Source organism: Rubellimicrobium mesophilum DSM 19309 (assembly GCF_000600335.2).
Lineage (GTDB): Bacteria > Pseudomonadota > Alphaproteobacteria > Rhodobacterales > Rhodobacteraceae > Rubellimicrobium > Rubellimicrobium mesophilum.
Genome location: NZ_KK088571.1, coordinates 65,638 through 92,505 on the forward strand (window position 1 = coordinate 65,638; position 26,868 = coordinate 92,505).

Annotated in this window: 17 protein-coding genes and 4 pseudogenes; 11 read left to right on the forward strand and 10 right to left on the reverse strand. The window is 66.7% G+C overall.

Features of this window, described 5'->3' with window-relative positions; all coding sequences use genetic code 11:
* Positions 1–372: 372 nt before the first annotated feature.
* From RUMESO_RS24190 to RUMESO_RS24200, 3 genes and pseudogenes are all read right to left on the reverse strand, one after another.
* Positions 373–849 carry a DUF488 domain-containing protein gene (locus RUMESO_RS24190; RefSeq protein ID WP_082483840.1) on the reverse strand — a complete coding sequence of 159 codons (477 nt, stop codon included), beginning with the start codon at positions 847–849 and terminating at the stop codon, positions 373–375.
* Entirely contained in the window at positions 846–1,394 is a 549-nt protein-coding gene (locus RUMESO_RS24195) for a DUF488 domain-containing protein (RefSeq protein ID WP_169791161.1), read from the reverse strand. The genes RUMESO_RS24190 and RUMESO_RS24195 overlap by 4 nt, the downstream gene beginning before the upstream one ends.
* Positions 1,395–1,526: 132 nt before the next feature.
* Positions 1,527–1,718 (reverse strand): annotated as a pseudogene (locus tag RUMESO_RS24200) (integrase core domain-containing protein); the annotation flags it as partial.
* 384 nt (positions 1,719–2,102) lie between these two features.
* On the opposite strand from RUMESO_RS24200, the gene RUMESO_RS25150 reads away from it, so the two are divergent.
* Positions 2,103–2,288, forward strand: a complete 186-nt coding sequence (locus RUMESO_RS25150; RefSeq protein ID WP_156362890.1) for a hypothetical protein — start codon at positions 2,103–2,105, stop codon at positions 2,286–2,288.
* A 197-nt stretch (positions 2,289–2,485) separates the two neighbouring features.
* On the opposite strand, the gene RUMESO_RS11000 is transcribed toward RUMESO_RS25150, so the two are convergent.
* The 4 genes from RUMESO_RS11000 to RUMESO_RS11015 all read right to left on the reverse strand — a co-directional run bounded on the left by RUMESO_RS11000 (position 2,486) and on the right by RUMESO_RS11015 (position 8,898).
* A complete protein-coding gene (locus RUMESO_RS11000) occupies positions 2,486–5,170 on the reverse strand; it encodes an SNF2-related protein (RefSeq protein ID WP_037280206.1) in 2,685 nt (894 codons plus the stop codon).
* Positions 5,160–6,872: a phospholipase D-like domain-containing protein gene (locus tag RUMESO_RS11005; RefSeq protein ID WP_037280208.1), complete on the reverse strand. Its 1,713-nt coding sequence runs from the start codon at positions 6,870–6,872 to the stop codon at positions 5,160–5,162. Before RUMESO_RS11005 ends, RUMESO_RS11000 begins: the two co-directional genes overlap by 11 nt.
* 257 nt (positions 6,873–7,129) lie before the next feature.
* Positions 7,130–8,401, reverse strand: coding sequence for a hypothetical protein (locus RUMESO_RS11010; RefSeq protein ID WP_156362892.1), 1,272 nt, complete (start codon positions 8,399–8,401; stop codon positions 7,130–7,132).
* Positions 8,402–8,559: 158 nt separating this feature from the next.
* Positions 8,560–8,898: an ATP-binding protein gene (locus RUMESO_RS11015; protein ID WP_037280210.1), complete on the reverse strand. Its 339-nt coding sequence runs from the start codon at positions 8,896–8,898 to the stop codon at positions 8,560–8,562.
* A 649-nt stretch (positions 8,899–9,547) separates the two neighbouring features.
* Between RUMESO_RS11015 and RUMESO_RS11020 the strand changes: the two genes are divergently transcribed.
* The gene (locus RUMESO_RS11020) at positions 9,548–9,775 is read left to right on the forward strand and encodes a DUF1413 domain-containing protein (protein WP_037280211.1); all 228 of its coding nucleotides are present in this window, start codon (positions 9,548–9,550) and stop codon (positions 9,773–9,775) included.
* Between the two features lie 386 nt (positions 9,776–10,161).
* On the opposite strand, the gene RUMESO_RS25155 is transcribed toward RUMESO_RS11020, so the two are convergent.
* Positions 10,162–11,019: a hypothetical protein gene (locus RUMESO_RS25155; protein ID WP_156362894.1), complete on the reverse strand. Its 858-nt coding sequence runs from the start codon at positions 11,017–11,019 to the stop codon at positions 10,162–10,164.
* Between the two features lie 153 nt (positions 11,020–11,172).
* Between RUMESO_RS25155 and RUMESO_RS28525 the strand changes: the two genes are divergently transcribed.
* Positions 11,173–11,640, forward strand: a complete 468-nt coding sequence (locus RUMESO_RS28525; RefSeq protein WP_082483849.1) for a pyridoxal-phosphate dependent enzyme — start codon at positions 11,173–11,175, stop codon at positions 11,638–11,640.
* Positions 11,641–12,371: 731 nt separating this feature from the next.
* Here the strand turns inward: RUMESO_RS28525 and RUMESO_RS25160 are convergent.
* Both RUMESO_RS25160 and RUMESO_RS11025 read right to left on the reverse strand, forming a co-directional pair.
* A pseudogene (locus tag RUMESO_RS25160) lies at positions 12,372–12,674 on the reverse strand (IS5/IS1182 family transposase); the annotation flags it as partial.
* 344 nt (positions 12,675–13,018) lie between these two features.
* The gene (locus tag RUMESO_RS11025) at positions 13,019–13,783 is read right to left on the reverse strand and encodes a DeoR/GlpR family DNA-binding transcription regulator (protein WP_037280212.1); all 765 of its coding nucleotides are present in this window, start codon (positions 13,781–13,783) and stop codon (positions 13,019–13,021) included.
* 178 nt (positions 13,784–13,961) lie between these two features.
* Here RUMESO_RS11025 and glpD point away from each other — a divergent pair, with 178 nt between their 5' ends.
* The 8 genes and pseudogenes from glpD to RUMESO_RS11065 form a co-directional block, all read left to right on the forward strand.
* Positions 13,962–15,575: a glycerol-3-phosphate dehydrogenase gene (gene glpD / locus RUMESO_RS11030; protein WP_037280213.1), complete on the forward strand. Its 1,614-nt coding sequence runs from the start codon at positions 13,962–13,964 to the stop codon at positions 15,573–15,575.
* Positions 15,572–16,658: pseudogene (locus RUMESO_RS11035) on the forward strand (ABC transporter ATP-binding protein). The gene glpD and the pseudogene RUMESO_RS11035 overlap by 4 nt, the downstream one beginning before the upstream one ends.
* A gap of 3 nt (positions 16,659–16,661) precedes the next feature.
* Positions 16,662–17,739 (forward strand): annotated as a pseudogene (locus tag RUMESO_RS11040) (ABC transporter ATP-binding protein).
* On the forward strand, positions 17,736–18,605 hold the full coding sequence (locus RUMESO_RS11045; protein ID WP_037280214.1) for a carbohydrate ABC transporter permease: 870 nt from the start codon (positions 17,736–17,738) through the stop codon (positions 18,603–18,605). The pseudogene RUMESO_RS11040 and the gene RUMESO_RS11045 overlap by 4 nt, the downstream one beginning before the upstream one ends.
* A 95-nt stretch (positions 18,606–18,700) precedes the next feature.
* Entirely contained in the window at positions 18,701–19,477 is a 777-nt protein-coding gene (locus tag RUMESO_RS11050) for a carbohydrate ABC transporter permease (protein WP_156362912.1), read from the forward strand.
* Positions 19,477–19,962 carry a DUF2160 domain-containing protein gene (locus RUMESO_RS11055; protein ID WP_245639236.1) on the forward strand — a complete coding sequence of 162 codons (486 nt, stop codon included), beginning with the start codon at positions 19,477–19,479 and terminating at the stop codon, positions 19,960–19,962. The genes RUMESO_RS11050 and RUMESO_RS11055 overlap by 1 nt, the downstream gene beginning before the upstream one ends.
* A 93-nt stretch (positions 19,963–20,055) precedes the next feature.
* A complete protein-coding gene (locus RUMESO_RS11060; RefSeq protein WP_037280216.1) occupies positions 20,056–21,795 on the forward strand; it encodes an ABC transporter substrate-binding protein in 1,740 nt (579 codons plus the stop codon).
* 2,066 nt (positions 21,796–23,861) lie between these two features.
* On the forward strand, positions 23,862–26,868 hold a 3,007-nt coding region (locus tag RUMESO_RS11065; RefSeq protein WP_211262863.1), incomplete at its 3' end, for a carbohydrate-binding protein.

Genomic DNA, 26,868 nt, shown 5'->3' on the forward strand with positions numbered 1-26,868 from the left:
TATCTAAGCTGTGTTCAAATGTCTCGGTGAGTGGACAGCTTTGGATTGGGCAAGCGCTCCTAATGAGCGCACCTAGTTCGACTATGTCGAGCTCACCCGCCACCTCGTAGGACACCACTTCGACATCCTCCAGATGTGGAGGTGAAATCTTGGTCTTGTTGCGGTACTTTAATTTGTATCTATGGCCCACCTTGAATGGAGCGGAATCAGGCCAATTATATTGGCCTTGAGGCAAAAGCCTTATATTCTTGGCCTTCGTCCGGTCGAAGGCGCCTACGCACACTCTCTCCTTACTCATCCGCGTCCGGGCAACGATCAGCACATCGGAGGCAGACTCATGCACCCCCTTCGGCCATCATCATCAATCACCTCCTAAAGATGCACTGGATTCACGCCGAACCGACTGCGAATCTCGTCCGTAATAAGTGAGCGATGGCAGGCAGCGTGCCCGTGCTCCACACAGAAGAAACAGACAGCATCGTGACTGGAAATGATGACCGAAATCAACTCTGGGCCGGCGGCAGCGAGCACTTCTCGCCGATAACTTTCCGCGAAACTCGAGGATAGTGCGACTCTGTCGCGCTTTCGTGTCCTGTCAGCGTTGTCCTGATCCTTCTGAATATCCCTGATTTTCTGAGTTGGGGCGAGCTGCTTCGCGTGACTGTACTGAACCTTTCTGTCAGCAAGCATCTCCTGAAGCTTTCCGGCATTTAGATGCCGGTACATCGGGCCGCGGACGAGGCGCCTTGCTCTTACATCAACTAACAATCCTATTCCGTTGTTCGTCAGCTTCTCGAAGAATTCGTCAACGCTATGGCCATATCCCCCGATTGTGAATACTTTTGTCACCGTTTATAGCGTCCTCTCGAGCGCGTCAGGGCTGGGTCAAAACTGAACAAGTCGAGCTGACTGCTGGCGATCCTTTCAATGACAACGATTTGGCTGGAGTTTTGCCCAGCCTTGTCTATGTGTGTGACATTGATGCCGCGAGCTTGAAGTTCGGCGCCGATAAGCTTTGATCTGTGGCAGTCTTCCGGCCTCTCCTCGCTGCACATTATGCAAACGTGGAGGTCCTTCTTCGCTGCGGTCTCGAGCCGCTCCAGTCCGGCTTGGAAATATTCTTTACACCGCAGTTGTTGGTAATCTATCTTGCCGGTCTTGTCGTAGATTTGGGGGTCGTTTGGCCGTCCGCCAAGCTGGTCACCCATAAAAACATAGGTGATCCCTGCGGAGGCCGTGTGCCTCCTGAGTTGGTCAATATTGAAGTCTGGATTGAACTTCGAAAATGGGCTGCTCCGGACGTCCACGAGGAAGTCGCATTCTCTAGCCCGAAGGAGCTCTTGGATCTCAGCGAAGCTGCGGGTCCCATGGCCGACTGTATATATTCCTTGCACTTGGGACCTCTGGTGGATGTCGTGCCTAGCTTAGGTTGAACTCGGCGCCCGAATCCAGCGGAGCTTGCAGTAGCAGATCTTGGTGTGGTGCGCTCGACGTGATCAGCCCCCATTGGGTGGCCCAAGTGAATGTTAGTGCAGCACTGGTCGTGGCGCCACCGGCAGCCTGGCCGGCGGAGCGGGTTTGGCTGGCGCAGCCGGCCAGGCGGTGAAGGCCGGGAGGATGACCTCCGGGGCGGGTGGTCTATAGCCCAGCGAGGCGTGGGGCCGGACTGTATTGTAGTGTCTGCGCCAGCTTTCGATGGCGGTCTCCGCCTCCCCTAGCAGGCTGCTGAAAAACTAACTTGGGGTGAGCTGGCGGGGAACAGCGTTCCGTAACTGGACCTCTGTCATCGCCCAGTGGCACTCACTAATCGCTGAAACGTGAGAAAGTTCTGCACGGGCTGCCCTGCACCTCTGGTCGTAGGAGTTTCTCAGCAGCCTGCTAGACGGTGCGCGGGGCAGGGTCCTTGGACGCAGGGCTCGCTAATCCAGCCTGCAATCGTCCGTTTCTCAGCAGTGGATGTGACCGGAAATGCAGAGGGGGTGCATGCGCATCTCCCCCTCTGTGAGTCGGCAGCGAGGCCAGACCCTCCCTTTGGCCGGCCGTCCGCCGCCTTATGTCCGACGCCGCTTGACCTCGCGAACCACACTCTCACGGACACGGAGTTGGCTTTCGATCATCTCCTGGCGGGTGGCGCCGCGATAGGCTTCGGCGAGAACCTGTTCCGCGATCCGGATGATGCGAGCGCGCTTGTCGTCCGAGTGGCGCTCTTCCGTTCTGATGTGCTTCAACTGAGTCGAGCCTCCATGACTTGCCAGCCCGCCGGGATGGCAGGCCAGAACAAAATCTGAGGCTTTATAGGATCTACATAGGACCGGCTTGATACGTCAGAGAGTCGTCCGGATCAAGCGCTTTCCTGGTCTGCTCGCGAGATCCGGTCCGGGCGTCGGGCTGGCCCGAACAGGTGTTCGTGCTTCGGCGTGTCCTGCCATCCCAGCCGCGTCACGCAGACAGGAACCGCATGGATCAGCCGAAGCCGCGGGCCGCCTCACCCTTGGGAGACCTGTCGGCGAGGAGGCGGCGAGAAGTCGGGCGCCGCCTCATCCAGGGTCGTGAGGATCCCGATCTCCTCCTCGGTGCATCCTGTCCGGTCGTGGTGAGGTATGACGATGCCATGGAGCTGTGCCCTTAGGTCGTCCCAGCGGTCCAGGAGGACGGCCCAATGGTGGGCATCGTAGGTCCCGCCAAAGATCACTGGCCGGATCTCGATGCGGGGCAGCGTTCCTTCCCCTGTCTCGAGGGCGCGCTGGACCGACGCAGCCCAGTGGCTCGCCACCCGGTCCACGCGTCCGATCTGCTGTTCCACCACCCCGGGTTCCACTCCGGGTGGATGAGGACGACGACACGGCAGGCCCTGTGCAGGTTGAGGCCTTCGCGCCCGACGAGCGACTGGGCCACGAGGACGCGCGGGTTGCTTTCGCGACGGTTGAACGCAAGCTGGAGCGCCCGCCGGGCGGGCATCTCGGTCGAGCCGGACATGAACCGCGCAAAGCGCCCCCCGTTCGACACGGTACTCGACCTCGAGCCGGTTCTCGGTGTCAGACCACACGGCGAGGGCCTTGTCCTCGTCGATCGGTTCGCGGAGGTCCAGGGCGTCCCGACCCTGGTCCCGCAGGGCGGAGACCAGATCGATGAAGCTCTCGGCGACGGCCCTCGGGGGGAACTCCGCGGCCGCCGGACGCTCCCCAGTGTCGGCGGACGGTTCGGCAACGCGCTCTCCGAGGAGCTGCTCGATCGCGGCCGCGAGGTGGGTCGGGCGGTCCGTCCGACGGGCGGCCGCCAGGAGCGCCGCCGCGCCGGGCTCGTCAGGGCGCAGCCCTTCGCCGATGAGGTCGAAGATCTTTTGGCGCAGCCGGCCACGGCGTCGCTCGAGGACCAGATACTGCGCCGCAAGGGCCGCATCGATCCGCCCGAGGTCGAAGGGGTCCGGCCGCCCGAGCTGACGATGGGCGGCCTCGACGGCGGAGCGGTCCTCCTGCGCGACCTGGCTCTGGGGCCAGAGCCGTCCTTCATCCAGGGCGCGGAGCATCTGGCGCGCGTTCAGGAGTGCGACGAGCGCCCGCATCGGCGCGGTGAAGCGCCCGAAGACGAGAACCTTCTCGCCGCGGGTCGCGTAGTCGTCGATCTCCCGTGCCGCCGCGACGATCGCGGGATGCTCGAAGAGCGGATCGGAACGCCCGCCGACCTGGGCGAGGACTCCCTTCCACCACGAGATGCGTTGCGCCCGCTTGTCCGGGGGGCCGCCCTCGCTCGAAGTCGCACCCACCGCTTCGGGGTCGGAGGCGGCGATCCCCTCCGGGTCGCCGTCGAGCGCGAGGGTCGGATCGACCTCCTCTTGGCCGGCATGATCGAGGCCGGACGCGATGCCATGCCCGTTGCCGAAGGTCAGCCTTAGCCGCTTGGAGAGAGGGTCCTTGCCCATCTCCGAGACGAACGAAAGCGCCTCGACCGCGCAGACCGCACGCTTCCAGGACGGATCGAGACGGGACAGGTCGACCGGGATCTCGTGCTGCCACCGGTAGGAATCGACATCGGCCGCAAGGGGCTCATGGAGCGCGGCCGATCGGTTCCGCAGCACGGCCTGCCGGTACCGGACCACATCCTCGTCGCGTCGCTTGTCGCGCCGGAGGACGAAGGGCGAGAGCGCCTCCTGGAACGCGCGTGCCGCATCGGAGAACTCCTGGCGCGCATCTGGGCTGCTCCTCCAAGCGTGCCGGAGCCGGGCCAGGCTCTTGGCGTAACGGCTCGTGACGCCGCGGATCCGGTTCTTCGTCGTGTCGTCCCTGACCCCCGCTCGCGCAAGCGAGTCCACCCATTGGCCGGCATTGAGCTCGACGGGCGTCGCGGTCAGGCAAAGGTGCCGCCGGCTGCTCGACCCGAGAAGAACCTCCCCGAGGAGACGGGACAGCCCGCTTTCGTCGTGCCGGCTCTTGTGGGCTTCGTCGACGATGACGAGATCGAAGGCGCCGAGGCCCAGCCCGACGGCCTGATGGAGCCGCCGGCGATTGCCCCCGTTCGCCTCGAAGTCCTGCGCCGCGCTGGCGTCCCGCCACGTCGTTTCCTGCCGCAGCGCGTCGAGCCGCTGCATCATCTCGGGACTGCCCTGCGCGCTGCGAGCCCAAATCGAGTGGGCGGCCGTCCGGACGGACGGGTCGAGGTTCCGTTCGAAGTCGGGGAAGCCGTTGGGGGCCCGCCCGGATGCCGACCGTTGGGCCAGCCCGACCAGGGCGGGAAGAAGCTGGGTCCGCTGCCGCGGGCCGTTCGGGTGGAGCCTCCAGTTCACGAGCCCATGCGACAGCAGGACGACCGACCGGTCGAACCAGGGCCGGGGCGCGCTGGGGTCCGACCAGGCGCCGATGAACTGCCAGAAACTGCGGACGGCCTCTCCCGGAGCGGGGAAGCCAGCCTTCTTGAACTCGTCCTGCCACTGGTAGGCGAGGGTGGTGGGGATGAGGATGGCCACGCGGCCCCCCGCCTCGGTGACGGCGCGGGCCGCGGCGACGGCGATGCGCGTCTTACCCAGGCCCACCTCGTCGGCCAGGATGACTCCGTGCTGCGGAAGCCGTTCGGCAAGGAGGCACAGACTGTCCCGCTGACCCTCGTTGAGGAAGGTTCCAGGAGCGTCCGCGATCTCCCGCAGCCGCTCAGCGACCGTTGACCAATCAACCGACATCGCGCTGCCACCTCCCATCAAGGCCGTTCACCTGCCAGCCCCTTTCGACCATGTCCAATGTGCGTTCGTAGCGTTCCGCATCCGGTCCGGGGGCGAGGGAAAAGTCCGGGCGGAACGGGGCGGCGCGCAACGGCCCGAGCGGGTTCAGCGACAGGCTGCGGAAGAAGGCCACCGCCGGGTCGTCCTTGGCGGCCTCGAGCGTCTGCCCCAGGCGGACGCACCAGGCCGTCCAGTCCAGGGGATGGATCGCGGTCTGGCGATCGGCGATGCGTTCCACCAGCTCCATGATGCGCCTGACCGGATAGGAGGAGGGCAGGCTCGTGCCGCGCCCCTCGCCCTCGCCCTCGCCCTTGCCCGTCCCGTCGCCCCCGGTGGTCTCCTCGTCTCCGGGTGGCTCGGAGGGCGGCAGCGGGAAGTCGGACAAGGCCCACCAGACCTCGTCGACGGCGATGGAGGGCAGCGGACGGGCGGCCATCCGTCCGTCCGCGCCGATGACGGGGACGCGCTCTGTCAGGGCTCGTCCGTCGGAGCTCCAGGACACCGTCACCTCGACGGGTTGCTCTCCCGCCCATTCCCAGCCCCCGTCGATGCGGCGGCAGGGGCGGCCCGTCGGATCGAGCAGGTCGCAGGAGCTGTCGGCCGGCTCCGGTGGCCGGAGCGGGGCGGCCGGGCTGTCGGGTCGCCACAAGAGATAGGGCACCGGCGGGGCCAGATAGGCGGGCGGGCGGTCCGGCATGTCCTCGCCGCCGCTCAGGGCGCCGGGCTCGACCCGCGTGTCCTCGCTCCAGGCGATCGGCAGGAGCCGGCGGACGGGGTGGCCCTTGTCGGACGGGCGGTCTTCCCAGGTCAGGGTCCGGGGTCTCAGCACCACGCCGGCTTCCAGGTTGCCGCCGGCCGAGGCGGCCCGCATCATCCCGGGCGGCGTCAGGTTCCCGGAGCCGAGGTAAAGCCAGGCGTTCGCGCAAAGGGAATCCTCGTCGCGCCAGTTCGCGGCGAAGAGGAATTTCGCATGGAGGAAGCGGGAAGGGCCCTTCGGTGTCACGGCCCGTCGAATCGTCCAGCCCCGCGCCGCGATGGCGTCGACCGCCGTGGCCACCGCCTGGCAGGCCTCCGGGTTGACGTAGAGGTCCACCCAAGGCTTCTGCTTCTTCAGCGCGCCGGCCTTCTGCAACTCGGCCACGACGGCGTCGAGGACCGAGGGCACGAGGCCGGGCGCCGTGGCGCTTTCGTAGAAGCCGGAGCCGATGGACAGGTAGTTCCTTGGACCGGCGGGGATCCGGTCGCAGATCTGGGGCAGCAGGGCCTGGCTGCGGCTGTCAATGAAGCGCGGGGCCGGAGGCTTGGGCAAACTCGCCGGCAGGTCGGCGACCCACTGGTCGAGGGCGTCCATCGCCTCCCGCGTGACGGGAGGGGCCGCATCGAGGGGCGATGACGGAACCTTGCCGCGGAGCCATTGCAGGAAGTCCGCGGCGGCGGCGACATCCACGGCGTTCTGGGTGGCGTCGCGGCCCCTGGTCTCGCCGGAGGCGATCTCGACGGTCCAGGCCAGGTCCAGGCTGTCGTCCAGCGTGGCGCGGGTCCAGTTGCCGGTCGAAACGATCAGTCGGAGCCGCCAATCCTTGGGCTCCGACACGGCGCGGAACCCCAGCAGCGCGACCTTGGCGTGCATCAGGCCGAAGGGGAGCTTCGAGGGCAGCGGCACGATGGAGGACCCCCGGCACGTCGAGCAGCGAGAGCCGCTCCTGGCCGGGGTCGAGGATGAGCGCGAGCGACACCTCGCCCGCCGCGGCGCGCTGCGCATGGGTCCGGCGCGTGAAGCGCTCGACGGCCCTGTTCAGGAAGAGGACGTCGGCGGAGTAGCCGCAGACCCAGCCGAAATGGCCGACATGGCCATCGGGGGCTTCGAACAACTGAGCCAGCGTCGGGTGACGGTCGGTGCCGAAGGACATGTTCATGGGGTTACCGGTGCCCTGCGAGATCGGGGGCCAGATGATACAGGTTGCGGACACGGAAGGAGATGGAGGGGGGAAGCTCTCCTTCCTCGATCACCGGGGCGTCCGGCGCTTCCTCGTCCTCCACGAGGGCGGGCGCGGCGATGGGGCGTCCGGCGAAGGCGCCTCCGGGCCGCAGTTCTCCGTCGACGAGGCGAAGGATGCGACCGTCCCGGGCGACTAGCGACCGGATCACCTCCACGTCGCTCCGTTGGATGCATTCGTTGCAGAAGGCGGTCGCCATGCGGTCGGGAGAGGGATCGTGGTCCTCGGCCAGAAAGGCCTTCGCGGCGTACCGAAGCGCCTGGAGCCTGTCCGCGGGCACGAGGGAGGGCGCCAGATCGACGGGGACCCGCTGCCGGGGGAAGGCACCAAGGCCGGCCTCGAGATGGTCGAGCACCGATCCCCTGTCGACGGCGCCGCCCAGGGCGACCACCTCGAAGAAGCGCGCTCCGGCCCGCATGTCCCGCCAATGCGCGTCGTCCTCGATCTCGTCCGGGCGGGTGGCCCAGTCCGTATGGCTGCGCCGGTCCCGGCGAAGGGCTCCGATCCAGGCCAGCGCCTCGCGGCGTCGGGTGCGGTCCGAGGCAGGGCCCGACAGGAAGCCGTCCCGCAGGATTTCCGAGACCGCGCCGGTCAGCGGGCTCGTGGGATCGAGTTCCGCCCGCAGTTCTGTTCGCCTCCTGGGGAGAGGGCCGCCGCAGACCCAGCGGAGAAGCATGGCGCGCGAGCTCGGAAAGGCGTTCTCCAGCAGCCGCAGGCCCCGCGACGTGACGTTGTAGCCGTTGAACCGACGGCTCTCCCCCTCCGCAAGTCCAAAGGCGTGCAAGGGCGCGAGCGTTCCCACCCGCATGGGCTGGGTCACGTAGAAGCTGCGTGTCCCAGCCGTGGCGAAGCTCAGGTCGCGCAGGTCCCTGTGCCGGGAAAGCTTCTGCCGGCCCGGCAAGCGGGCGTCCCGAGGCCAACCCAGGTGCCTGAGGCTCAGCCACACGGCCAGCGCCTCGACAGCATTGGCCGCGGCGATGTTCGACAGGTCCTGTCCGCCCGCGCGGGCCCGCTCGGCCAGATGGATGCCCAGCAGGGCCAGGAGAAGCTGGCGGCCGAACCAAGCATTACCGAGACCTGGCACCGCAAGCTCGTTGAAGGCGCGGACAGCGGCGCCGAGTCCCAAGGGCCGGCTCCGCCGTTCGGATTCGGCCTGCTCCGTGCCGAGGAGTCCCCATTCCATACGATCATCCACTCCACAGACTCCTGGACATGCGGCGGATGGCGACCGCCGATGCCCTTTTGATGACATTTCCGAGGCACCGGCCCGGACATGCGGTTGGACAGGCGGGGTGGCGTGGCCCCGCGGCTCGGGCGGCGATGAGGGGCCGGCGCCGTGCCATTCCCTGCGCATCACCGTGGGGCCCTCACGCGGAACCCGACCGGCTCGACCCCGCCGCCCGGCTTGGTCGCCTGTTCGCGGGCGAGCTCGCCGAGGATCCGCTCCGAGTCCCCAAGCCCCAAGAGCCGGACGCGTCGAAGCACCGCGGCGAAGTCTCCGGGCGTGAGACGATCAAGGCGGGACAGGCCGGCCGGAGCGGCAAGATCGAAGAAGTGCCGGAAGGCGTCCCGAGCCTGGTCCGGGTCAAGCGGGCGGAACTCCACCTTGAGGGTGAAGCGCCGCATTGAGGCCGGGTCGAGCCGGTCGACGAGGTTGGTCGTGCAGGCGAAGGGCAGAGGGTGGTCCTCCATCACAGGTTCTGCGCGTCTGGTCTGAGCGCGTGATGCAGGCAGGTCATGGCCGGCCATTGCAGAGGGAACTCTGTCAGCGGCTGAGTAGCTCACTGCGGGAGGCGCTTGTCATTAGGAACCTCGTTTGTCACGGGCTGATCGGCTACTCCGCAGACGTCCCACACAGGTCCGAAGAAGCTCATCTTCTTGTTGAACTCGACGGGAACAGGCGACGCCTCACTTGGACCGAGCTGCAGACGATGTTCGAATGGATGTCGCGGAGCAGATGGCTCATCCGCGATCTGACACACGCAGCTATCGGAAAAGATGCTGCAGCGAGCGAGGCGAGCCTGCGCGGGTGGGAGAGATTTTCTCAGCAGTGATGATGGCTTGTATTGCTCTGTCGACGGTGGAACTTACGAGCCTTTCACCAAGTCTCCGAGGCGGAGAAGGATGGTGGAGGTCACTTCCTGCCTTTCGACTATCTGTTGCAGACGCACAGTCCCTACCAGTCGGGGATGGCTCGGAGGGTATAGCCTAGATGACAAGCGGCTGCGTTTAGACGGCGACGGGCAACCCTGCGGGCACGGGCTTGACCTTGCAGCCGACCTGCGCGAAGCGGCTCCAAGCGCCATTTCAGTCGCGACATTTGTATGAGGAGTTGGATACAATGGACTTGGAGACATTCAGGCCGCGCGTTCACGAAGCCTTGCAGGCTTGGAACGTAGGTCAGCAGTTCACGCTGAAGGACCTCTTTGAGGCCCAGTGGGGCGAAGTGGCGCAACCGACGACGTTCGGGCAGGACTTCTTGGCAGCCGTCAGAAGGGGCGAGTTCCCGGACATTGAGGAGCGGCACAAGGACGGCGCAAACCACCAGTGGTATCGCCGCATCCGATAAGTCCAGCGCTTCAGAGTCGGTGTCACCAAACCTTCGCTTGCTCGCCGTGCTCTGAAGCACCCTGTACTTGGCCTCAAGACCCTTGCCAGCTAGGCGGACCATCGCTGGTGATTAGTCTGGTCGGCAGCACCGCTCGCCAGAGACTACAGCCTTGGGTGCCATGGTGGCCACAGACTCTAAACCTGAGCTTCTCAATCATGTCGACCAGGGTGGCTACCGCCCAGAACGCCGCGTGGACCTTCCACGTCGCGATCCGAGCGTTTTGGTTGCGCGCGGGGCGCCTTCTCAAAGCGAAGGAGCCAGAGAAGAGGACCAGCAGTCGGTCGCGATCTTCCAGACCGTGAAACAGCGACGCAACGGCCACCACGAGAGAAAAATGCCCAAGTTCAACGAGCGGCGGCCCTTGGCCTCGATGGCCGCGCATTCGCTTGCAGCCATCCCTTGATGTGGTTGACGTCGGCTTCCCGCATGATGCCTCGCGGCATCTCCCTAATTTGCCCAAGCCAGCGAAGCCGCATGGTTCCGTCTTCTTCGATATTCATACCCGCCATGCGCTCATGGTCGCTGGGTTTAAACATGCCTTTTTCAAGGAAAGTGCGCAGCGAGAACACCCATCGGTCCCCTTGATAGGACTTTTCGATTCCTGGCGAGACTTTCATTGTCCGAGCGACAAACGCGCCGCCCATAAAAGGAATAAGGAAGTCATAAGCTCCATCTTGCTCCAGCGACGTCAAACCAAAAATCTGCGCAAGATCACGGGCAATGGCCATCGAGAGCCAGACGAGATAATCCAAGGATTTCTCGTCGGCGAGGCCGCGCTGAAGCACTCTTGTGATCGTATGATGGCTCATGTTCGCGACTGTGAGCAGGGAAGATTCCACTTTTTCCGCAGTCGCTATATAGAAAAGGTTATTCAGGAAAACTGATCTTTCGTTGAAATCTAGCTCGTCGCTATGAACGGTGTGGAAAACTTCGGTTTCTGGCGCTGCACTGACCAACTGCGCGCTGACTGACTTAACCAGCGGGCTCCATGGGGCGGGGATAAACGGGTCACTGAAAGGTGGGCGAATAAGGGGTGCCATGGTCTCAAGGACGCGCCCCTCATGCTCCATTTGGGAAGACAATGCGAATTTCTTGAATGCTTGTGTTCGTCGAGGGCTTCCAAGCCAGTCTCGGATGGAGCTGTGGTCTGCCTGTTGTCGCACAAAAGCAGTTGCGTATCTCTTCGCGAGCCCTTCGTCCATTTAGCAGCGCTTCCTCAATTGGCGTTTTCTCATGCAGCTTGCGGTCGCCGGCGAGCCCGATCAAGTGCGAAGTCATTTGGCCTCCACCTCCATGTCCGTGGATCGAGCTGAATCGATGGCCTGCCGGCTCGGCAACGCAGCGTCTGCGGTGAGATGCTCGGATGCCGGACACACCTTTCGCCGCCCCAGCCTTCTCCGGAAGCAAGCGGCTGGGGGATAGAAGCCTTCGGCGCAGAAGTAACCGTTGAGCGAATCGAAAACGGCAGGATCACGCTGGACCTGATCGCTCGTATGAAGGCGCGCGCTTACGCTCCGGCCGAGGAGCCCAGCGACTTCTATGCGGACCCACTCGGCTCGCCCGACGTCTGCCGCAGCTATGAGCCGTTGGGCCAGGAGATCGCCGAATACCTGGACGGGGAGGTGGATGTGCTCATCGCTACCGCAGGGACCGGAACTGCCCTAATGGGAGCCGCCGACGGGTTAATAGCTGCCGGCGTGACCCCGAAAAGCGCAATATTACGCTCGGCTGCGGCAACGGGGCCAAGTATCTCGGGGCCACATCTATGGCAGGTCGCCCGCAAGGTGATACGGCAGCTTCGTCCCACAGGGTGCCTGAGTTGAAGAGACGCTATCGGACCGCGTTACAGGAAACGGCTTGAGAGGGCAGGACACTTACCTTGCTTCTCAGCAGGACCAAGCGTCACCTGATCCACTATTTCAGAACTTCCCCACGGTGATGCTCTCCATCTGGATCCCGTTGTCGCTTCGAAATCTGGAGGCCCTCGCCACCCCGTCCCGCAGATCCTCCTCGCCCAGAGGGTGCTGCGGAGCGCCTTAGCTGCCCAACGCTGGCAGGTTTCTCGCCATACCCAACTGCAACCAGTGACCAAATCCTGCCCCCGCAACCAAACTCGAGCGAACTGACGAGAGACGGCGAAAGCCGCGCCTCGCTGGTTCGCGGAACAGACAATCCGAAGCCCCCGTTGCCGCAAGGCACGGGGGCTTCGTGCTGTCGGGCCCGGCCAAGCCCGCCCTCACCGGTCGAGGATCCGGCGCGCGCCGCCGGCCGGCCCGACCCGCAGCTCCGGCGACGGCACCACGCGTCCCCCCGGCCTGGACTGGCCGCGGCCGCCCCCGGAGCCGCTCAGGCCGTGGCGAGCCGTGAGTAGAGGCCGCCTCTCGCCGCCAGTTCGGCGTGGCTGCCCAACTCGGCGATGCAGCCGTCCCGCATCACCGCGTGGCGGTCCGCGTGGCGGACTATGGCAAGAGATTGGATGAGCTCGTACCTAGCTCTGGACGACCTGATCTTTGGGTTGTGGCTGTGGCAAGTAGCTGAGGACTGACGGCACCCAACAAGACCTTCTGATCTGGTTGAGGCGGATGAGGGCGCAGCCTAGGAGGGCGAAAGCCTCGTGGATGTCGGCGTGCCGCTCGCGACGGATGGTAAGGCGGCGGAAGCGGTTGAGCCAAGCCAGCGTGCGTTCCCCCACCCAGCGGTGCCGGCCCGGCTTTTTGCTCGTCTCGACTCCGCGTCTCGCGATGCGGGGCGCGATGGATCGGGCGCGACACGCGTTGCGGCAGCGACGGTGATCATAGGCCGTGTCGTCGTGGAGCGTCTTGGGGCGGCTTCGAGGCCGACTCCGGCCGGGCCGCACAGCCCTGGCGCAGAACTTCGACCAGGTCGGCATCGGGGGGCGCCGGGTCTTGTTGGCGATGCGGGCGGCGTTGATGCTGTAGACGCCCGTGACGGCCTCGAGCTGCCAGGGTTGGCTCCTGAGAGACTGTTGGAGGGAGGCATCGATGAGCGAACTCAGCGTGATCGGGCAGATTCTGGCCAAGCAGGTGTTCCAGGTCGTGATTGCGGGAGCCGACGTCAGGCTCGACTTGGCCTAAGATGTGCTCGGCAGGCCACTCGCGTTGATGGCGGCGGAGGCAAAGGATAGCGACCAGCGAGGAAGGAGCGGATGGCGGGAGGTTCCTTGCCCGTAGGCCGGTCCTTTCAGGCTGGGGCTACGACGACCTCGGTTTCCCAGTCGCGGCAGCAGGCCGCAAGGTCAGGCGCCAGGGGCCGGTCCGTGACGAGGGTCGCGAGGTCAGCGAGCGACGCGACGCGCACCGGTGCGTTGCGCTGGAGCTTGGAGTGGTCGGCCACGAGGATCGTGCGCCGCGACTGGGCCAGAAGGGCCTGGCTCACCTCGACCTCCTGGAGGTCGAAGTCGAGAAGGTCGCCGGCGTCGTCGAGCGCGGAGCAGCCGATCACCGCCATGTCGAACCTGAACCGCCGGATGGTCTGTACCGCGAGCGGCCCGACGAGGCCGCCGTCCGAGCGACGGATCGTCCCCCCCGCGAGGATCACCCGGGCGTCGGGGCTGGCCAGGAGGATGCCGGCTACGTTGATGTTGTTGGTCACCACGAGAAGGTCGCGATGGCCGAGGAGTTCGCGCGCGACGGCCTCGGTGCTGGTGCCGATGCCGAGGAACAGCGAACTGCCCGGAGGGATGAGGCCGGCGCAGGCCCGGCCCATGGCGGCCTTGGCCTCGCCGTTCAGGCGCCGGCGCTCCTCATAGGCGATGTTGGTGGTGCCGGAGGGGAGGACGGCGCCGCCATGCACGCGCTCGAGCCGGCCCGCCTCGGCCAGTTCGGCCAGATCCCGGCGGATGGTCTGGTGCGTGACGCCGAAGTGGCGGGCGAGGTCCTCGACCGTCACCTTCCCGCCGCGGCGGGCAAGGTCGAGGATTTCGGGATGGCGCAGGGTCTGGGACATGAGGACTCGGGCCGTGGTGCTGCCCCAACGGAAACACCATTCGGCGCGACTTGACGAGGGGTTCGTTTCGCTGCGTTGCAGAGCGTCATGGGTGGTGAAACGAAAAAACCGAACACCCAGCTTTACGGATCGCGCATCCTTGGCTAACGTCCCTCACGCGGCCGAGAGGAGGACGAGCTTGCCGAAGTCCGACGCCCCGATCGACTTCGACCTTCTCGTCATCGGCGGGGGCGTGAACGGCTGCGGGATCGCGCGGGACGCGGCGGGGCGGGGGCGTTCGGTCCTGCTCTGCGAGAAGGGGGACCTCGCGGAGGGAACCTCCTCGGCCTCGACGAAGCTCTTCCACGGCGGGCTGCGGTATCTGGAGTTCCTGGAGGTGCGGCTCGTGCGCGAGTCGCTGATCGAGCGGGAGACGCTTCTACGGGCGATGCCGCACATCGCCTGGCCGCTGCGCTTCGTGCTGCCGCTCAATCCGGAGATGCGGTTCGAGAGCGCGACGCCGGTGTCGCGGATGCTGGGGCTCGCGATGCCCTGGATGAGGGGGCGGCGGCCGGACTGGCTGATCCGGCTGGGGCTGGGGCTCTACGACAACCTCGGCGGGCGGGAGATCCTGCCGGGGACGCGGACCGTGGACCTGCGGGAGGACCCGGCGGGTCGGCCGCTCAAGCCCCGGTTCACGAAGGCCTTCGAGTATTCGGACTGCTGGGTGGAGGATTCTCGGCTCGTGGCCCTGAACGCGCGGGACGCGGAGGAGCGGGGGGCGCGCATCCGGACGCGGACGCGGGTGGTCTCGGCGCGCGTCGCGGGCGGGGCCTGGGAGGTGGAGGTCGACGGCGACGCGGGCCGCGAGACCCTACGGGCGCGGGCCGTGGTGAACGCGGCGGGGCCCTGGGCGGGCGAGGTGCTGAGCCGGGCGCTCGGGCTGACCTCGCCGGACCGCATCCGGCTGGTCCGGGGCTCGCATATCGTGACTCGGCGGCTCTACGACCACGACCGGGCGTATTTCTTCCAGGGGCGGGACGGGCGGATCATCTTCGCCATCCCCTACGAGACCGACTTCACGCTGATCGGGACGACGGACATGGAGCACCCCTCGCCGGACGTGCCGCCCGTCTGCACGCCGGAGGAGCAGGACTACCTCTGCGCCTTCGCCTCGGAGTATTTCGCGAGGCCGGTGACGCGGGACGACATCGTCTGGACCTATTCGGGGGTCCGGCCGCTCCACGACGAGGGGGCGCAGTCCGCCACGGCGGCGTCGCGGGACTACACGCTGAAGCTGGACACGGCGCCCGGCGCGCCGGTGCTCCATGTGTTCGGGGGCAAGATCACCACCTACCGGCGGCTCGCCGAGGCGGCGATGGCGAAGCTCGGGCCCGTGCTGGGGAACGACCGGGGTCCCTGGACCGCCGGGGTGCCGCTGCCCGGGGGGGATTTCCCGGTGGACGGGGTGGAGCGCCTCGTGGCGGGGCTGCGCGCCAGCCATCCGTTCCTGACAGCGGCTTGGGCGCTGCGGCTCGTGCGCGCCTATGGGACCGAGGCCATGGCGGTGCTGGGCGGGGCGCGCGGGGCGGCCGACCTGGGGGAGGACTTCGGGGCGACGCTGACCGAGGCGGAGGTGAGCTGGCTCATGGAGAGGGAATTCGCCCGCACGGCGCAGGACGTGCTGTGGCGTCGAAGCAAGCTCGGGCTGCGGGTCAGCCCGGAGCAGGCCGCGCGGCTGGATGCGTGGATGCGCGACGCCCGAGGCGAGGGCGCGACGCCCAGGGCGGTCGCGGCGGGGGTGGGACGATGACCCTGGAACTCCAGCGCGTGAGCCGGGTGGTGGGACAGCAGGTCCACCTTCATCCCACGAGCCTCGTCCTTCGGAACGGCACGATGAACGTGCTGCTCGGGCCGACCCTGGCGGGCAAGACGACGCTGATGCGCCTGATGGCGGGCCTCGACCAGCCCACGGCCGGGCGCATCCTCTGCGAGGGGCGCGACGTGACCGGGGTCCGGGTGCAGGACCGGGGCGTGGCGATGGTCTACCAGCAGTTCATCAACTATCCGACGATGACGGTTTTCGAGAACATCGCCTCGCCGCTGCGGCTCCTGGGCCGGCCGCGCGAGGAGATCGACCGGCGGGTCCGGAAGGCGGCGGACCTGATGCGGCTCGGCCCCTACCTCCAGCGCCGGCCCCTGGAGCTCTCGGGCGGGCAGCAGCAGCGGACGGCCCTGGCGCGGGCGCTGGTCAAGGACGCGGGGCTCGTGCTGCTGGACGAGCCGCTCGCCAACCTCGACTACAAGCTGCGCGAGGAGCTGCGCGCCGAGATCCCGCGCATCTTCGAGGAGGCGGGCTCGATCTTCGTCTACGCGACGACCGAGCCGGAGGAGGCGCTGCTCCTGGGCGGCCACACCGCCACGCTCTGGGAGGGCCGCGTCACGCAGTTCGGCCCCACGGCCGAGGTCTATCGGCGCCCGGCGGACGCCACCACGGCCCGGGTCTTCTCGGACCCGCCGATGAACTTCCTGCGGGTGGGCAAGCGCCTCGCGCAGCTCCACTTCGGGCCCGCGCAGGGCATTCCCGCGTTGGGACGCTTCGCGGGGCTGGCCGAGGGGCCTACCTCGCGGGGTTCCGGGCGAACCACGTCCGGCTCGACCGCCCGAGGGCGAGGCCATGGAGTTCCGCGCGACCGTCACCGGCTCCGAGATCACCGGCTCCGAGACCTTCCTCCACCTCGACCACCAGGGCGAGCGCTGGGTGGGCCTCGTCCCCGGCGTGCGGGCCATCGAGCCGGGGACCCAGGTCCCCGTCTGGCTCGATCCCGCCCATGTCTACATCTTCGGCGAGGACGGCGCGCTGGTCGCCCCGGCCTCCTACGCGATGGCGGCCTGAGCGATGGCGCAGATCACCCTCGAGAACCTCGCCCATTCCTATCTCCCGAACCCCCGGGGCGAGGAGGACTACGCGCTCAAGGAGCTGAACCACGTCTGGGCGGACGGGGAGGCCTATGCGCTGCTCGGCGCCTCGGGCTGCGGGAAGACGACGCTCCTCAACATCATCTCGGGGCTGGTGCGGCCCTCGCGCGGCCGCATCCTGTTCGACCGCCAGGACGTGACCGACGCACCGACGGCGGAGCGCAACATCGCCCAGGTCTTCCAGTTCCCGGTCGTCTACGACACGCTGACGGTGCGCGACAACCTGGCCTTCCCGCTGCGCAACCGGGGCCTGCCGGCCGACCAAATCGCCGCGCGGGTGCAGGCGGTCGCCCGGATGCTGGGGCTGGAGGACACGCTGTCCCGCCGGGCGCGGGGCCTCACCGCCGACGCCAAGCAGAAGATCAGCCTCGGGCGCGGGATGGTGCGGCAGGACGTGAACGCGCTCCTCTTCGACGAGCCGCTGACCGTCATCGACCCGCACATGAAATGGGAGCTCCGGACCCAGCTCAAGTCGCTGCACCGCGAGTTCGGGCACACGATGATCTACGTGACCCACGACCAGACCGAGGCGCTGACCTTCGCCACCCGGGTCGTGGTCATGCACGAGGGGCGCGTCGTCCAGATCGGCACTCCGCAGGAGCTGTTCGAGAAGCCGGCCCCATACCTTCGTCGGCTACTTCATCGGCTCGCCCGGCATGAATGTCCTGCCCGCGCGGGTGGAGGGCGCCGTGGCGCATCTCGACGCCGGGACCGTGCCGCTGGCCCAGGGCTACGGCCACTTGGCCGGGACAGTTGAGATCGGCGTGCGGCCCGAGTTCGTGCGCCTTTCGGCCGCCGAGGGCCTCCCCGTGGTCATCCGCCGCGTGGAGGACGTGGGCCGGCACCGGATCGTGCGGGCCGACCTTGGCGGGCGGCCCCTGAACGTGGTGGTCGGCGAGGGCGAGGCCCTGTCGCCCGACATGACCCGCGTCGTCTTCGACCCGGCCCATGTCGGCGTCTTCGCCAACGGCTGGCGCGTGGAGGACCCCCTGCGATGAAGCCCGTCAACCAGAAGGCCTGGTTCCTCGTCCTGCCGGTGCTGGTCCTCGTGGCCTTCTCGGCGGTGATCCCGCTGATGACGGTGGTCAACTACTCGGTGCAGGACACCTTCGGGAACAATGAGTTCTTCTGGAACGGCATCTACTGGTTCGACGAGATGCTCCACAGCGAGAGGATGTGGGACGCGCTGGGCCGCCAGATCCTGTTCTCGGCCATCATCCTGCTGATCGAGGTGCCGCTCGGCATCTTCATCGCCCTGAACATGCCCAAGCGCGGCTTCTGGTCCTCGGTGTGCCTCGTGCTGATGGCGTTGCCGCTCCTCATCCCGTGGAACGTGGTGGGGACGATCTGGCAGATCTTCGGGCGGGTGGACATCGGCCTGCTCGGCCGGACGCTGGCGGCGCTGGGGCTCGACTACAACTACACGCGGGACGTGGTCGACGCCTGGGTGACCATCGTCCTGATGGACGTCTGGCACTGGACCTCGCTGATCGCGCTCCTGGCCTACGCGGGGCTGCGCTCCATCCCCGAGGCCTACTACCAGGCGGCCAAGATCGACCAGGCGAGCCGCTGGGCCGTGTTCCGCTTCATCGAGTTGCCCAAGATGCGCGGCGTCCTCGTGATCGCGATCCTGCTCCGCTTCATGGACAGCTTCATGATCTACACCGAGCCCTTCGTGGTGACGGGCGGAGGCCCCGGCAACGCGACCACGTTCCTCAGCATCGACCTCGTGAAGATGGCGCTCGGGCAGTTCGACCTCGGCCCCGCCGCCGCCTTCTCGATCATGTATTTCCTCGTGATCCTGCTGGTCTCTTGGGCCTTCTACACAGTGATGACCAACCTCGACCGGGAGGACGCCCGATGACCGACGCCCTGGCCAGCCCCGTCCGGCCCGCCCGCCTCGCCGCCGGGGCCCGGAGCCGCGCGCGGAGCGAGCGTTCGGCCGGCAGCGCTGTCGTGATGGTCCTCTACATCCTGTTCCTGCTCCTGCCGATCTACTGGCTCGTGAACATGAGCCTGAAGACCAACTCCGAGATCCTCGGGGGCTTCTCGCTCTGGCCCCGGAACCCGACGCTGAGGAACTACGAGACGATCCTGACGGACCCGTCCTGGTACATGGGCTACGTCAACAGCCTGATCTACGTGCTGATGAACACGGTGATCTCGGTCACGGTGGCGCTGCCGGCGGCCTACGCCTTCTCGCGCTACTCGTTCCTGGGCGACAAGCACCTGTTCTTCTGGCTGCTGACGAACCGGATGGCGCCACCCGCCGTCTTCGCGCTGCCGTTCTTCCAGCTCTACTCGGCGGTCGGCCTCTTCGACACGCACATCGCGGTGGCGCTGGCGCATTGCCTGTTCAACGTGCCCCTAGCCGTGTGGATCCTCGAGGGCTTCATGCGCGGCGTGCCCCGGGAGATCGACGAGACGGCCTATATCGACGGCTACTCCTTCCCGCGCTTCTTCGTCCGCATCTTCATGCCGCTGATCGCGAGCGGCATCGGCGTCGCGGCCTTCTTCTGCTTCATGTTCTCCTGGGTGGAGCTACTGCTGTCGCGCACGCTCACCTCGGTGGACGCCAAGCCCATCGCCTCGACCATGACGCGCACCGTCTCGGCCTCGGGCCTCGACTGGGGGGTGCTGGCGGCGGCGGGAGTCCTGACCATCCTGCCGGGCGCGCTCGTGATCTGGTTCGTGCGGAACTACATCGCCAAGGGCTTCGCCCTGGGGAGGGTGTGATGAGCGACCTGCGCCTCGACACGCGGGCCAAGGCGCCCTCCGGGATCATCCCACCGGTGGACGAGCACGCGACCGTCGCGGCCGCCCGGCGCCCGCGGGTAGGGCTGCTGGCCGGCATCATCGTCCTCGTCATGGGGGCGCTTCTCGCCTTCCTCTTCTGGGCCGCGCCGAGGTCCGAGGACGGCATCGCCTGGGGCGATCCGATGATCCCCGGCGGCTGGATGGCCTGGACGCTGGCCACCGCGCTCTTCTTCTGGATCATCGCGGCGCTGATCCTGACCTTCCTCGTCCTCGCTATCCGGTTCCCCGAGACGCCCCGGGTGGGCGTCCTCCGCATCGAGACGACGCGGGGGGACCGGCTCTTCATCACGCTCCTGGGCTCGGCCTTCATCAACCTGGCCTGGCTCGGCCTCGTGGGGCAGGTCCAGTGGGCCGCCCTGATCGTCTGCCTGATCTACGCCGCCGCCGTCTTCCGCTGGGTCTGACGGGGTGTTGCGTGGGGGGTGTTGCGTGCGAACGCAGCGTTAGTGGGTCGTTAACCAAGCCCAGGCAAACTGGGTGCAACCGGGAGGAACTAGATGAACTTGGCTTTGAAATCGACGACGGCGCTCGCGCTGGCGCTCACGGTCCTGGGGGCGAACGCCGCCTGGGCCGACATGGAGGCGGCGCGCCAGTTCCTCGACGAGCACATCCAGCGCTCAGCCCTGACCCGCGAGGAGCAGGAAGCCGAGATGCAGTGGTTCGTGGATGCCGCCCAGCCCTATCAGGGGATGGAGATCAAGGTCGTCTCCGAGACGATCCCGGTCCACGAGTTCGAATCCCAGGTGCTCGCCCCCGCCTTCACGGCGATCACCGGCATCACGGTCACGCATGACCTGATCGGCGAGGGCGACGTCGTGGAGCGTCTCCAGACCCAGATGCAGTCGGGCGAGAACATCTACGACGCCTATGTCAACGACTCGGACCTGATCGGCACGCACTGGCGCTACCAGCAGGCCCGCAGCCTCACCGACTGGATGGCGGGCGACGGGGCCTCGGTCACGTCGCCGACGCTGAACCTCGACGACTTCATCGGCCTCCAGTTCACCACGGGGCCGGACGGAGAGCTCTACCAGCTTCCCGACCAGCAGTTCGCGAACCTCTACTGGTTCCGCTACGACTGGTTCACGGACCCGAAGAACATGGCCGACTTCGAGGCCGAATTCGGCTATCCGCTGGGCGTACCGGTCAACTGGGCGGCCTATGAGGACATCGCCAAGTTCTTCACCGGTCGCGACCTGTCGCACATGGGCGTCGAGGGCGAGGTCTTCGGCCACATGGACTATGGCAAGAAGGACCCGAGCCTCGGCTGGCGCTTCACCGACGCCTGGATGTCGATGGCCGGCATGGGCGACGTGGGCGAGCCCAACGGCCTGCCGGTGGACGAATGGGGCATCCGCGTCAACGAGAAGTCGCAGCCCGTGGGCTCCTGCGTGGCGCGGGGCGGCGCGACCAACGACGCAGCCGCCGTCTATGCCATCGAGAAGTATGTCGAGTGGCTCGACGCCTATGCCCCTCCCGCCGCCGCCGGCATGACCTTCTCCGAATCCGGGCCCATCCCGGCGCAGGGGCAGATCGCGCAGCAGATGTTCATGTACACCACCTTCGTGCCCTCGCTGGTCGAGCCGGGCATCCCGGTGATGAACGAGGACGGAACGCCGCGCTGGCGCCTCGCCCCCTCCCCGCACGGTGCCTACTGGCAGGAGGGGATGAAGGTCGGCTACCAGGACGTGGGGAGCTGGACGATCCTCAACTCCACCCCGGTGGACCGCGCGCAGGCCGCCTGGCTCTATGCGCAGTTCGTGACCTCGATGACCGTGGACGTGGAGAAGTCCCATGCGGGCCTGACCTTCATCCGCGAGTCCACGATCAACCACGAGTCCTTCACCGAGCGCGCTCCGCTCCTCGGCGGGCTCGTGGAGTTCTACCGCTCGCCCGACCGCGTGCGCTGGTCGCCCACGGGGACCAACGTGCCCGACTATCCACGCCTCGCGCAGCTCTGGTGGCAGAACATCGGCGACGCCTCCTCGGGCGCCAAGACCGCCCAGGAGGCGCTGGACGCCCTCTGCGAGCAGCAGGAGGAGGTTCTCTCGCGGCTCGAACGGTCCGGCGTGCAGGGCGACCTGGGCCCGGTCCTCAACGAGGAGCAGGACCCGCAGGTCTGGCTCGACGAGCCCGGCGCGCCGGTCCCCGAGCTCGCCGACGAGCGCGGCACGCCGCAGACCATCGGCTACGACGAGTTGATCCAGTCCTGGCAGGCCGAGCCCGCCGCGAACTGACGGCAAGGGCGGAGCTCCTTCGGGAGCTCCGCCCTACACCTCGATGACGGGATCGCGCCGAGGCCCTGACCCGTCGGCTGCGTTGGCCGAGGCCCCTCAACGGCTCGGGCCTCCGCCTGAGGATTCCTGAGGACAAGTGGGTTCGGAGAGGTTCCAAGCGACTTCGCGAAGCACCAAGGGAACGGGACATCGCCGGTCAAGGTGAATCGGTCAACTGACGGGCACCGTCCTTGGTCGGTCGGCGGGCCAAGGCCCTTCGTGCCATTTGGCCCGCGCCATTGCAGGCAACCGATAGGGTGACGGTCGGCAGGCGGTGCAGGGGTCTGGGCAGGGCACTCACACGTTACGCTGCCTCTAGATGGGATCCTCCTGCCCCATTTGGGTTTGGCGAGGGGGCAGGGTGAAAGCGCATCTGTTCTGGCGTTCGGACGAGGCCTGGCCGGCCATGGAGCCGCACCTGCTGCGCGTTGCCCGGTAGGCGCCGGTGGGCATCTTGCATGTGCCCAAGATCGGCTGCGGTGCGACGTGCCGGCCGCCTACGGTCTTTCCACGACGGTCTACAACCGCCTCACCGCTGGTCGCGGCGCGGCAACTGGCGGCGCCTGTTCGACCACATGGCCTACCGCCGCTGCAGCGTGATCGAGCACATGTGGAACCGGCTCACGAACTGGCGTCGCATCACACCGATACGACCCCCTCGCGGGCAATCACCCTGTCAGCCTGGCCCTGGTGTCTGCAGATATCGCGTGGACCTGAATGCGTCCCCTGCCCAGATCTGTTTCTCAGCCCCGCCTATCTGCACGACACACGGGGCGCGGGCCCTCGGTGGAGGCAATCCAATCACCCGGAGGCACCCGAGGCTGCACCTACAGACGTCGGTGCAAGCTGTCCGCCGGGAAGGTCGATGCCTTTGACTCGGCAATGCTGAGGCCGTCTTTGCGAAATGGCAGGAGCCCTATTGGGTCATGCATCAAACGAGTCTGAGCGCTTAGATCATCGCACTTGACAATGTGAACCGCTCACCTATTGCGCGGTTGCCATTGAGAAGCTGATCGCAAACCCTGCGCTTTGGCCCCGCTGGCTGACGAATCCTGCTTCTGCCGGTTCAGGCGAGGGGCGCCTCTGAAGAGAATTTCGCTCCATAACCAGTTGAAAAATAATCGAAAGTCCGATGATCTATATCTCGCTATACCTCCTGGACAGACTTAGTATTACAACCACAAGTAGTATTTCTACACATTAGGTTGTGGGGGTCGTGCGCGTTCATCTGCGGACAGGTATTTCAATCCTTGACGGGCCTTGGTCAGATCACAAGTTTGGCAGAAGTTTGTTCTTTCCATGGCGGGGGTCTTGTGCTCTAATCGGAATAGACTGCGAAAGCGCTGCACGCTTTGGTGGTCGTGATGTGTATGTGACCTCGGTCTGGATGCGCGGGCCGAGTGCCGGCAGGTTGTAGGCGTATCAGTGATGAAACGAGCCCCCGGAATCGAAATATTGCCTCGTGGCCGTCAGAACTTCTCCGTGCTTCGATGTGACCGCGCCGGGCCCTGGGTCTGGCGCGTCATGACCATTGGAGTTGCGTTTGCATTGTCGTCGCGTGATCTCCCTGGTTCTTGCCTGGCCCGAATGTCGCCTTCCGGCATCGGGGGGCGGGGTTCAGAGGTTGCTAGGCCGGATTTGGGGAAGGGCGGCTGAAGTTGGTAGGCATCGGGACGTTGCTCGCGTCTATAGGGGACGCGCCGAGCCGATGACCTGGAGGTTACGATGGGCGCCAGTATCGGCCGCTCGGTGGAGATTGTGGATGATGGCTCATTTTTCCTTGATTCGGTAATAAGTTGGTTCGGGTCTCTTTCGTTGGCAGGCTCGATAGGCGTCACGGCAAGGTTGGTCTGGATCGGTATCCCTGAGAGATGAAGCAAATGGACTCCCAAACGATTCGTCGCGAAAGCGATCTGTTCGCTAGCGGTCAGCCTCTCGGTCTCGGAGAGTCGGCGGCTCTCAGTGCGACGACGGCGATCAGTGCGGCTGCTGCCACGACCACGACCATCGACGCCACGCAGTTCACGGTGCTGGACCTGGACAGCGGCACGCTGGTGCGGCGCATCGACCAGCCCGCGACCTACGAGACCAACCTGGCCAACGACAAGAACGGCGACGGGCTCAACGACAACTACGACGGCCTGGGCTATCTCGACATGAACGGGCCGGCCGAGGACAAGGCCTCCTTCACCTACACCGCCGATGCGGCGGGCACCTACACGGTGAGCGTCCGCCTGGCCTCGGCCGCGGATCGCCCCATCACCGTCAAGACCGGCAGCCAGGCGGTGGCGATCACCGGCACCAGCACCGGCACCTTCACCAACTGGGTCGACTTCCCCGTCACCCTGACGCTGCAGGCCGGCCTCAACACCATCACCCTCGCCCAACGCGGCGGCGCCGGCCCCAACATCGACAGCGTCAAGATCACGCCTCAGCAGGCCGTGCCCGACCCCGAGGCCATCAAGATCAACTTCCAGGACGGCACGACGCCGAAGGTGGCGGGCTACCTCGTCGACAACTTCCTGGGGTTCGGCGATCGCGGGAACGGCCAGAGCTACGGCTGGGTGGCGGAAGCCTCGGCCATCGACGCGGACGGGACCAAGGCCACGCCGATCAACGGCGCGTCCTATCCCCTGATCGCCATCAACGAGCGCACGGGAACGGGGACCCTGCCCAACGACGGCACCCTGCCGGCAGGCTCCTTGAACGTGAACTTCGATTCCTATGATCCGAGGCTCACGGGCTACGCTCACTTCAACCATCCGTCGTTCCCGACGCCAGCGGCCTGGCAGATGGCGGTGGCGAATGGCTGGTACGAGGTGACGGTCTCGGTCGGCGACACGGGCGGACCGAACGACAGCATCTACAAGCTCTACGTCGAAGGCCAGCTCGCCTCCGACTTCACCCCGACTTCGGCCTACAAGACGGAGCTCGTGACCACCTACGTCAAAGTCCAGGACGGGTTCCTCACCCTCTCCGCGCAAGGCAGCACGATCACCGAGATGCAGTATCTGGAGGTCCGCGCGCTGCCGGACCTGACGCCGGGCGACGGGCTCGAGGCACCGGAGGATTACGCCGACTTCACGAACCCGACGGCCATCTCCGACTCGAGGACGGCCACGCTCGACATCGTCAACGGCGTGTTGCCGACTGGGATCGATCCGACGTCCGACATCGTGCTCGATATTCGAGTTGTGCCTGATCGTGGGGGTGCGCTCCTTCAGAGTCTGACGGATGGCTCGATCCGGGTGTACGAGACCTTGACGGGGGCGGCGGTGGGCTACAGCGCCAACACCTCGGGGGGCTTCGACGAGGTGACGATCTCGCCCACGTCGGATCTGAAGCCCTTCACGAGCTACACGGTGCTGATCGACGGCTTCCAGGACCGCGGCAGCAACAGCGATCCCAACGCGCCGACGCGGGACTTCCAGAAGTTCTCCACGACCTTCACGACCGGGGCTGCGCCGGCCGGCGGCGGGCAGACGGTGGCCTTCAACGACACGGTGGAGGTGACCTCCGACCCCGGCCTGGGGGAGAGCTACACCTCGATCGAGATGTCGCCGGACAAGGCCTTCCTGTACGTGACCTCGATGGCGGGCACGATCACCCGCTGGGCGGTCAGCCAGACCACGGGCGACATCATCGACAGCACCAAGCAGGTGTTCGCGCCGCAGGGCGACTTCAACGTCCCCGAGAGCGTGGACAACCCGCGGCGCGGCATCATCGGCCTGGCCTTCGACCCCGAGAACCCCAACGTGATCTGGGTCACCGACAACTACCCGATCCCGCTCGACGGGCGCACCGACACGGTGCCCGACTTCTCGGGGCGGCTTTCCAAGGTGACGCTGGGGGCGGGGGGCTCGCTCGAGGGCGCCAGCATCCAGACCTGGGCCAAGGGGCTGCCGCGCTCGGGCGGCGACCACGTCACCAACAGCCTGGAGTTCCACGCCAACCCGGCCTTCGGGCAGCCGGGCGAGCCGCGCTACCTGCTCTACCTCACGCAGGGCTCGAACACCGCGATGGGCGAGGCCGACAGCCAGTGGGGGCTGCGCCCCGAGCGGCTCCTGAACGGCGCGATCCTGGAGGTCGACCGGAGCAAGGCGCCGCCCGCGGGGGGCTTCGACCTCACGACCGAGCCGCTGCCCGCCAACGGCCTGAACCGGCGCTTCGCCGACGCCGACGGCGACCTCAAGAACGGCGGCATCGCCATCACCAGCGGCCCCTACCAGGGCAAGTTCCTGTTCTTCGCCGAGGACGGCGTGGCCACGGTGCACGAGACCTCGAACCCGGGCAGCGCGCTGGTCAAGGCGTTCTACGACCCCTTCGCCGCCGACGCGCCGGTCAAGATCTACGCCACCGGCACGCGCAACGCCTACGACCTGGTGTGGCACTCGAACGGGCATCTCTACGCCCCCACCAACGGCTCGGCGGCGGGCGGCACCACGCCCGACAACCCCGACACCGCGGTGGACGAGGGCTGGAGCAACGTCGAGAAGCAGGACGACTACCTGTTCCGCATCGCCGAGGGGCGCTACTACGGCCACCCCAACCCGCTCAGGAACGAGTTCGTCCTCAACCACGGCCGGCCCGACAACCCGCTCTACCCGGCGGAGGTCGGCCCGGACCCGAACTACGACGCCGCCGGCGCCTACTCGCTGGGCGAGAACCGCTCGCCCAACGGCGCCATCGAGTACATGAGCAACGTCTTCGGCTCCGCGCTCAGCCACGCCCTCATCTTCGCCCAGTACTCGGTGGGCGACAACCTGCGCGCCGTGACGCTGAACCCCGACGGCAGCGTGGCGCGGGACTTCGTGCTGCGCCGCCCGTCGGGCCAGGTGATCAGCTACGCCGACCCGCTGGACGTGATCGAGGGCGCCGACGGCCGCCTCTACATGGTCACGCTGGCGCGGACCACCGGCGTGAGCCAGATCGTGCGGCTCGAGGCGGCGGCCTCCACCCCGGGCGCCACGACCATCGACGCCACGCAGTTCACGGTGCTGGACCTGGACAGCGGCACGCTGGTGCGGCGCATCG

Excerpts from the sequence above, each read along its gene's own strand:
- RUMESO_RS11050 (WP_156362912.1), top strand. The coding sequence starts at position 18,701 with ATGGTCCTCTACATCCTGTTCCTGCTCCTGCCGATCTACTGGCTCGTG.
- RUMESO_RS11015 (WP_037280210.1), bottom strand. The coding sequence starts at position 8,898 with ATGGAGGACCACCCTCTGCCCTTCGCCTGCACGACCAACCTCGTCGAC.
- RUMESO_RS28525 (WP_082483849.1), top strand. The coding sequence starts at position 11,173 with ATGCTCGGATGCCGGACACACCTTTCGCCGCCCCAGCCTTCTCCGGAA.
- RUMESO_RS11055 (WP_245639236.1), top strand. The coding sequence starts at position 19,477 with ATGAGCGACCTGCGCCTCGACACGCGGGCCAAGGCGCCCTCCGGGATC.
- RUMESO_RS11025 (WP_037280212.1), bottom strand. The coding sequence starts at position 13,783 with ATGTCCCAGACCCTGCGCCATCCCGAAATCCTCGACCTTGCCCGCCGC.
- RUMESO_RS25155 (WP_156362894.1), bottom strand. The coding sequence starts at position 11,019 with ATGGACGAAGGGCTCGCGAAGAGATACGCAACTGCTTTTGTGCGACAA.
- RUMESO_RS11020 (WP_037280211.1), top strand. The coding sequence starts at position 9,548 with ATGGACTTGGAGACATTCAGGCCGCGCGTTCACGAAGCCTTGCAGGCT.
- RUMESO_RS11000 (WP_037280206.1), bottom strand. The coding sequence starts at position 5,170 with ATGTCGGTTGATTGGTCAACGGTCGCTGAGCGGCTGCGGGAGATCGCG.
- RUMESO_RS11045 (WP_037280214.1), top strand. The coding sequence starts at position 17,736 with ATGAAGCCCGTCAACCAGAAGGCCTGGTTCCTCGTCCTGCCGGTGCTG.
- RUMESO_RS11060 (WP_037280216.1), top strand. The coding sequence starts at position 20,056 with ATGAACTTGGCTTTGAAATCGACGACGGCGCTCGCGCTGGCGCTCACG.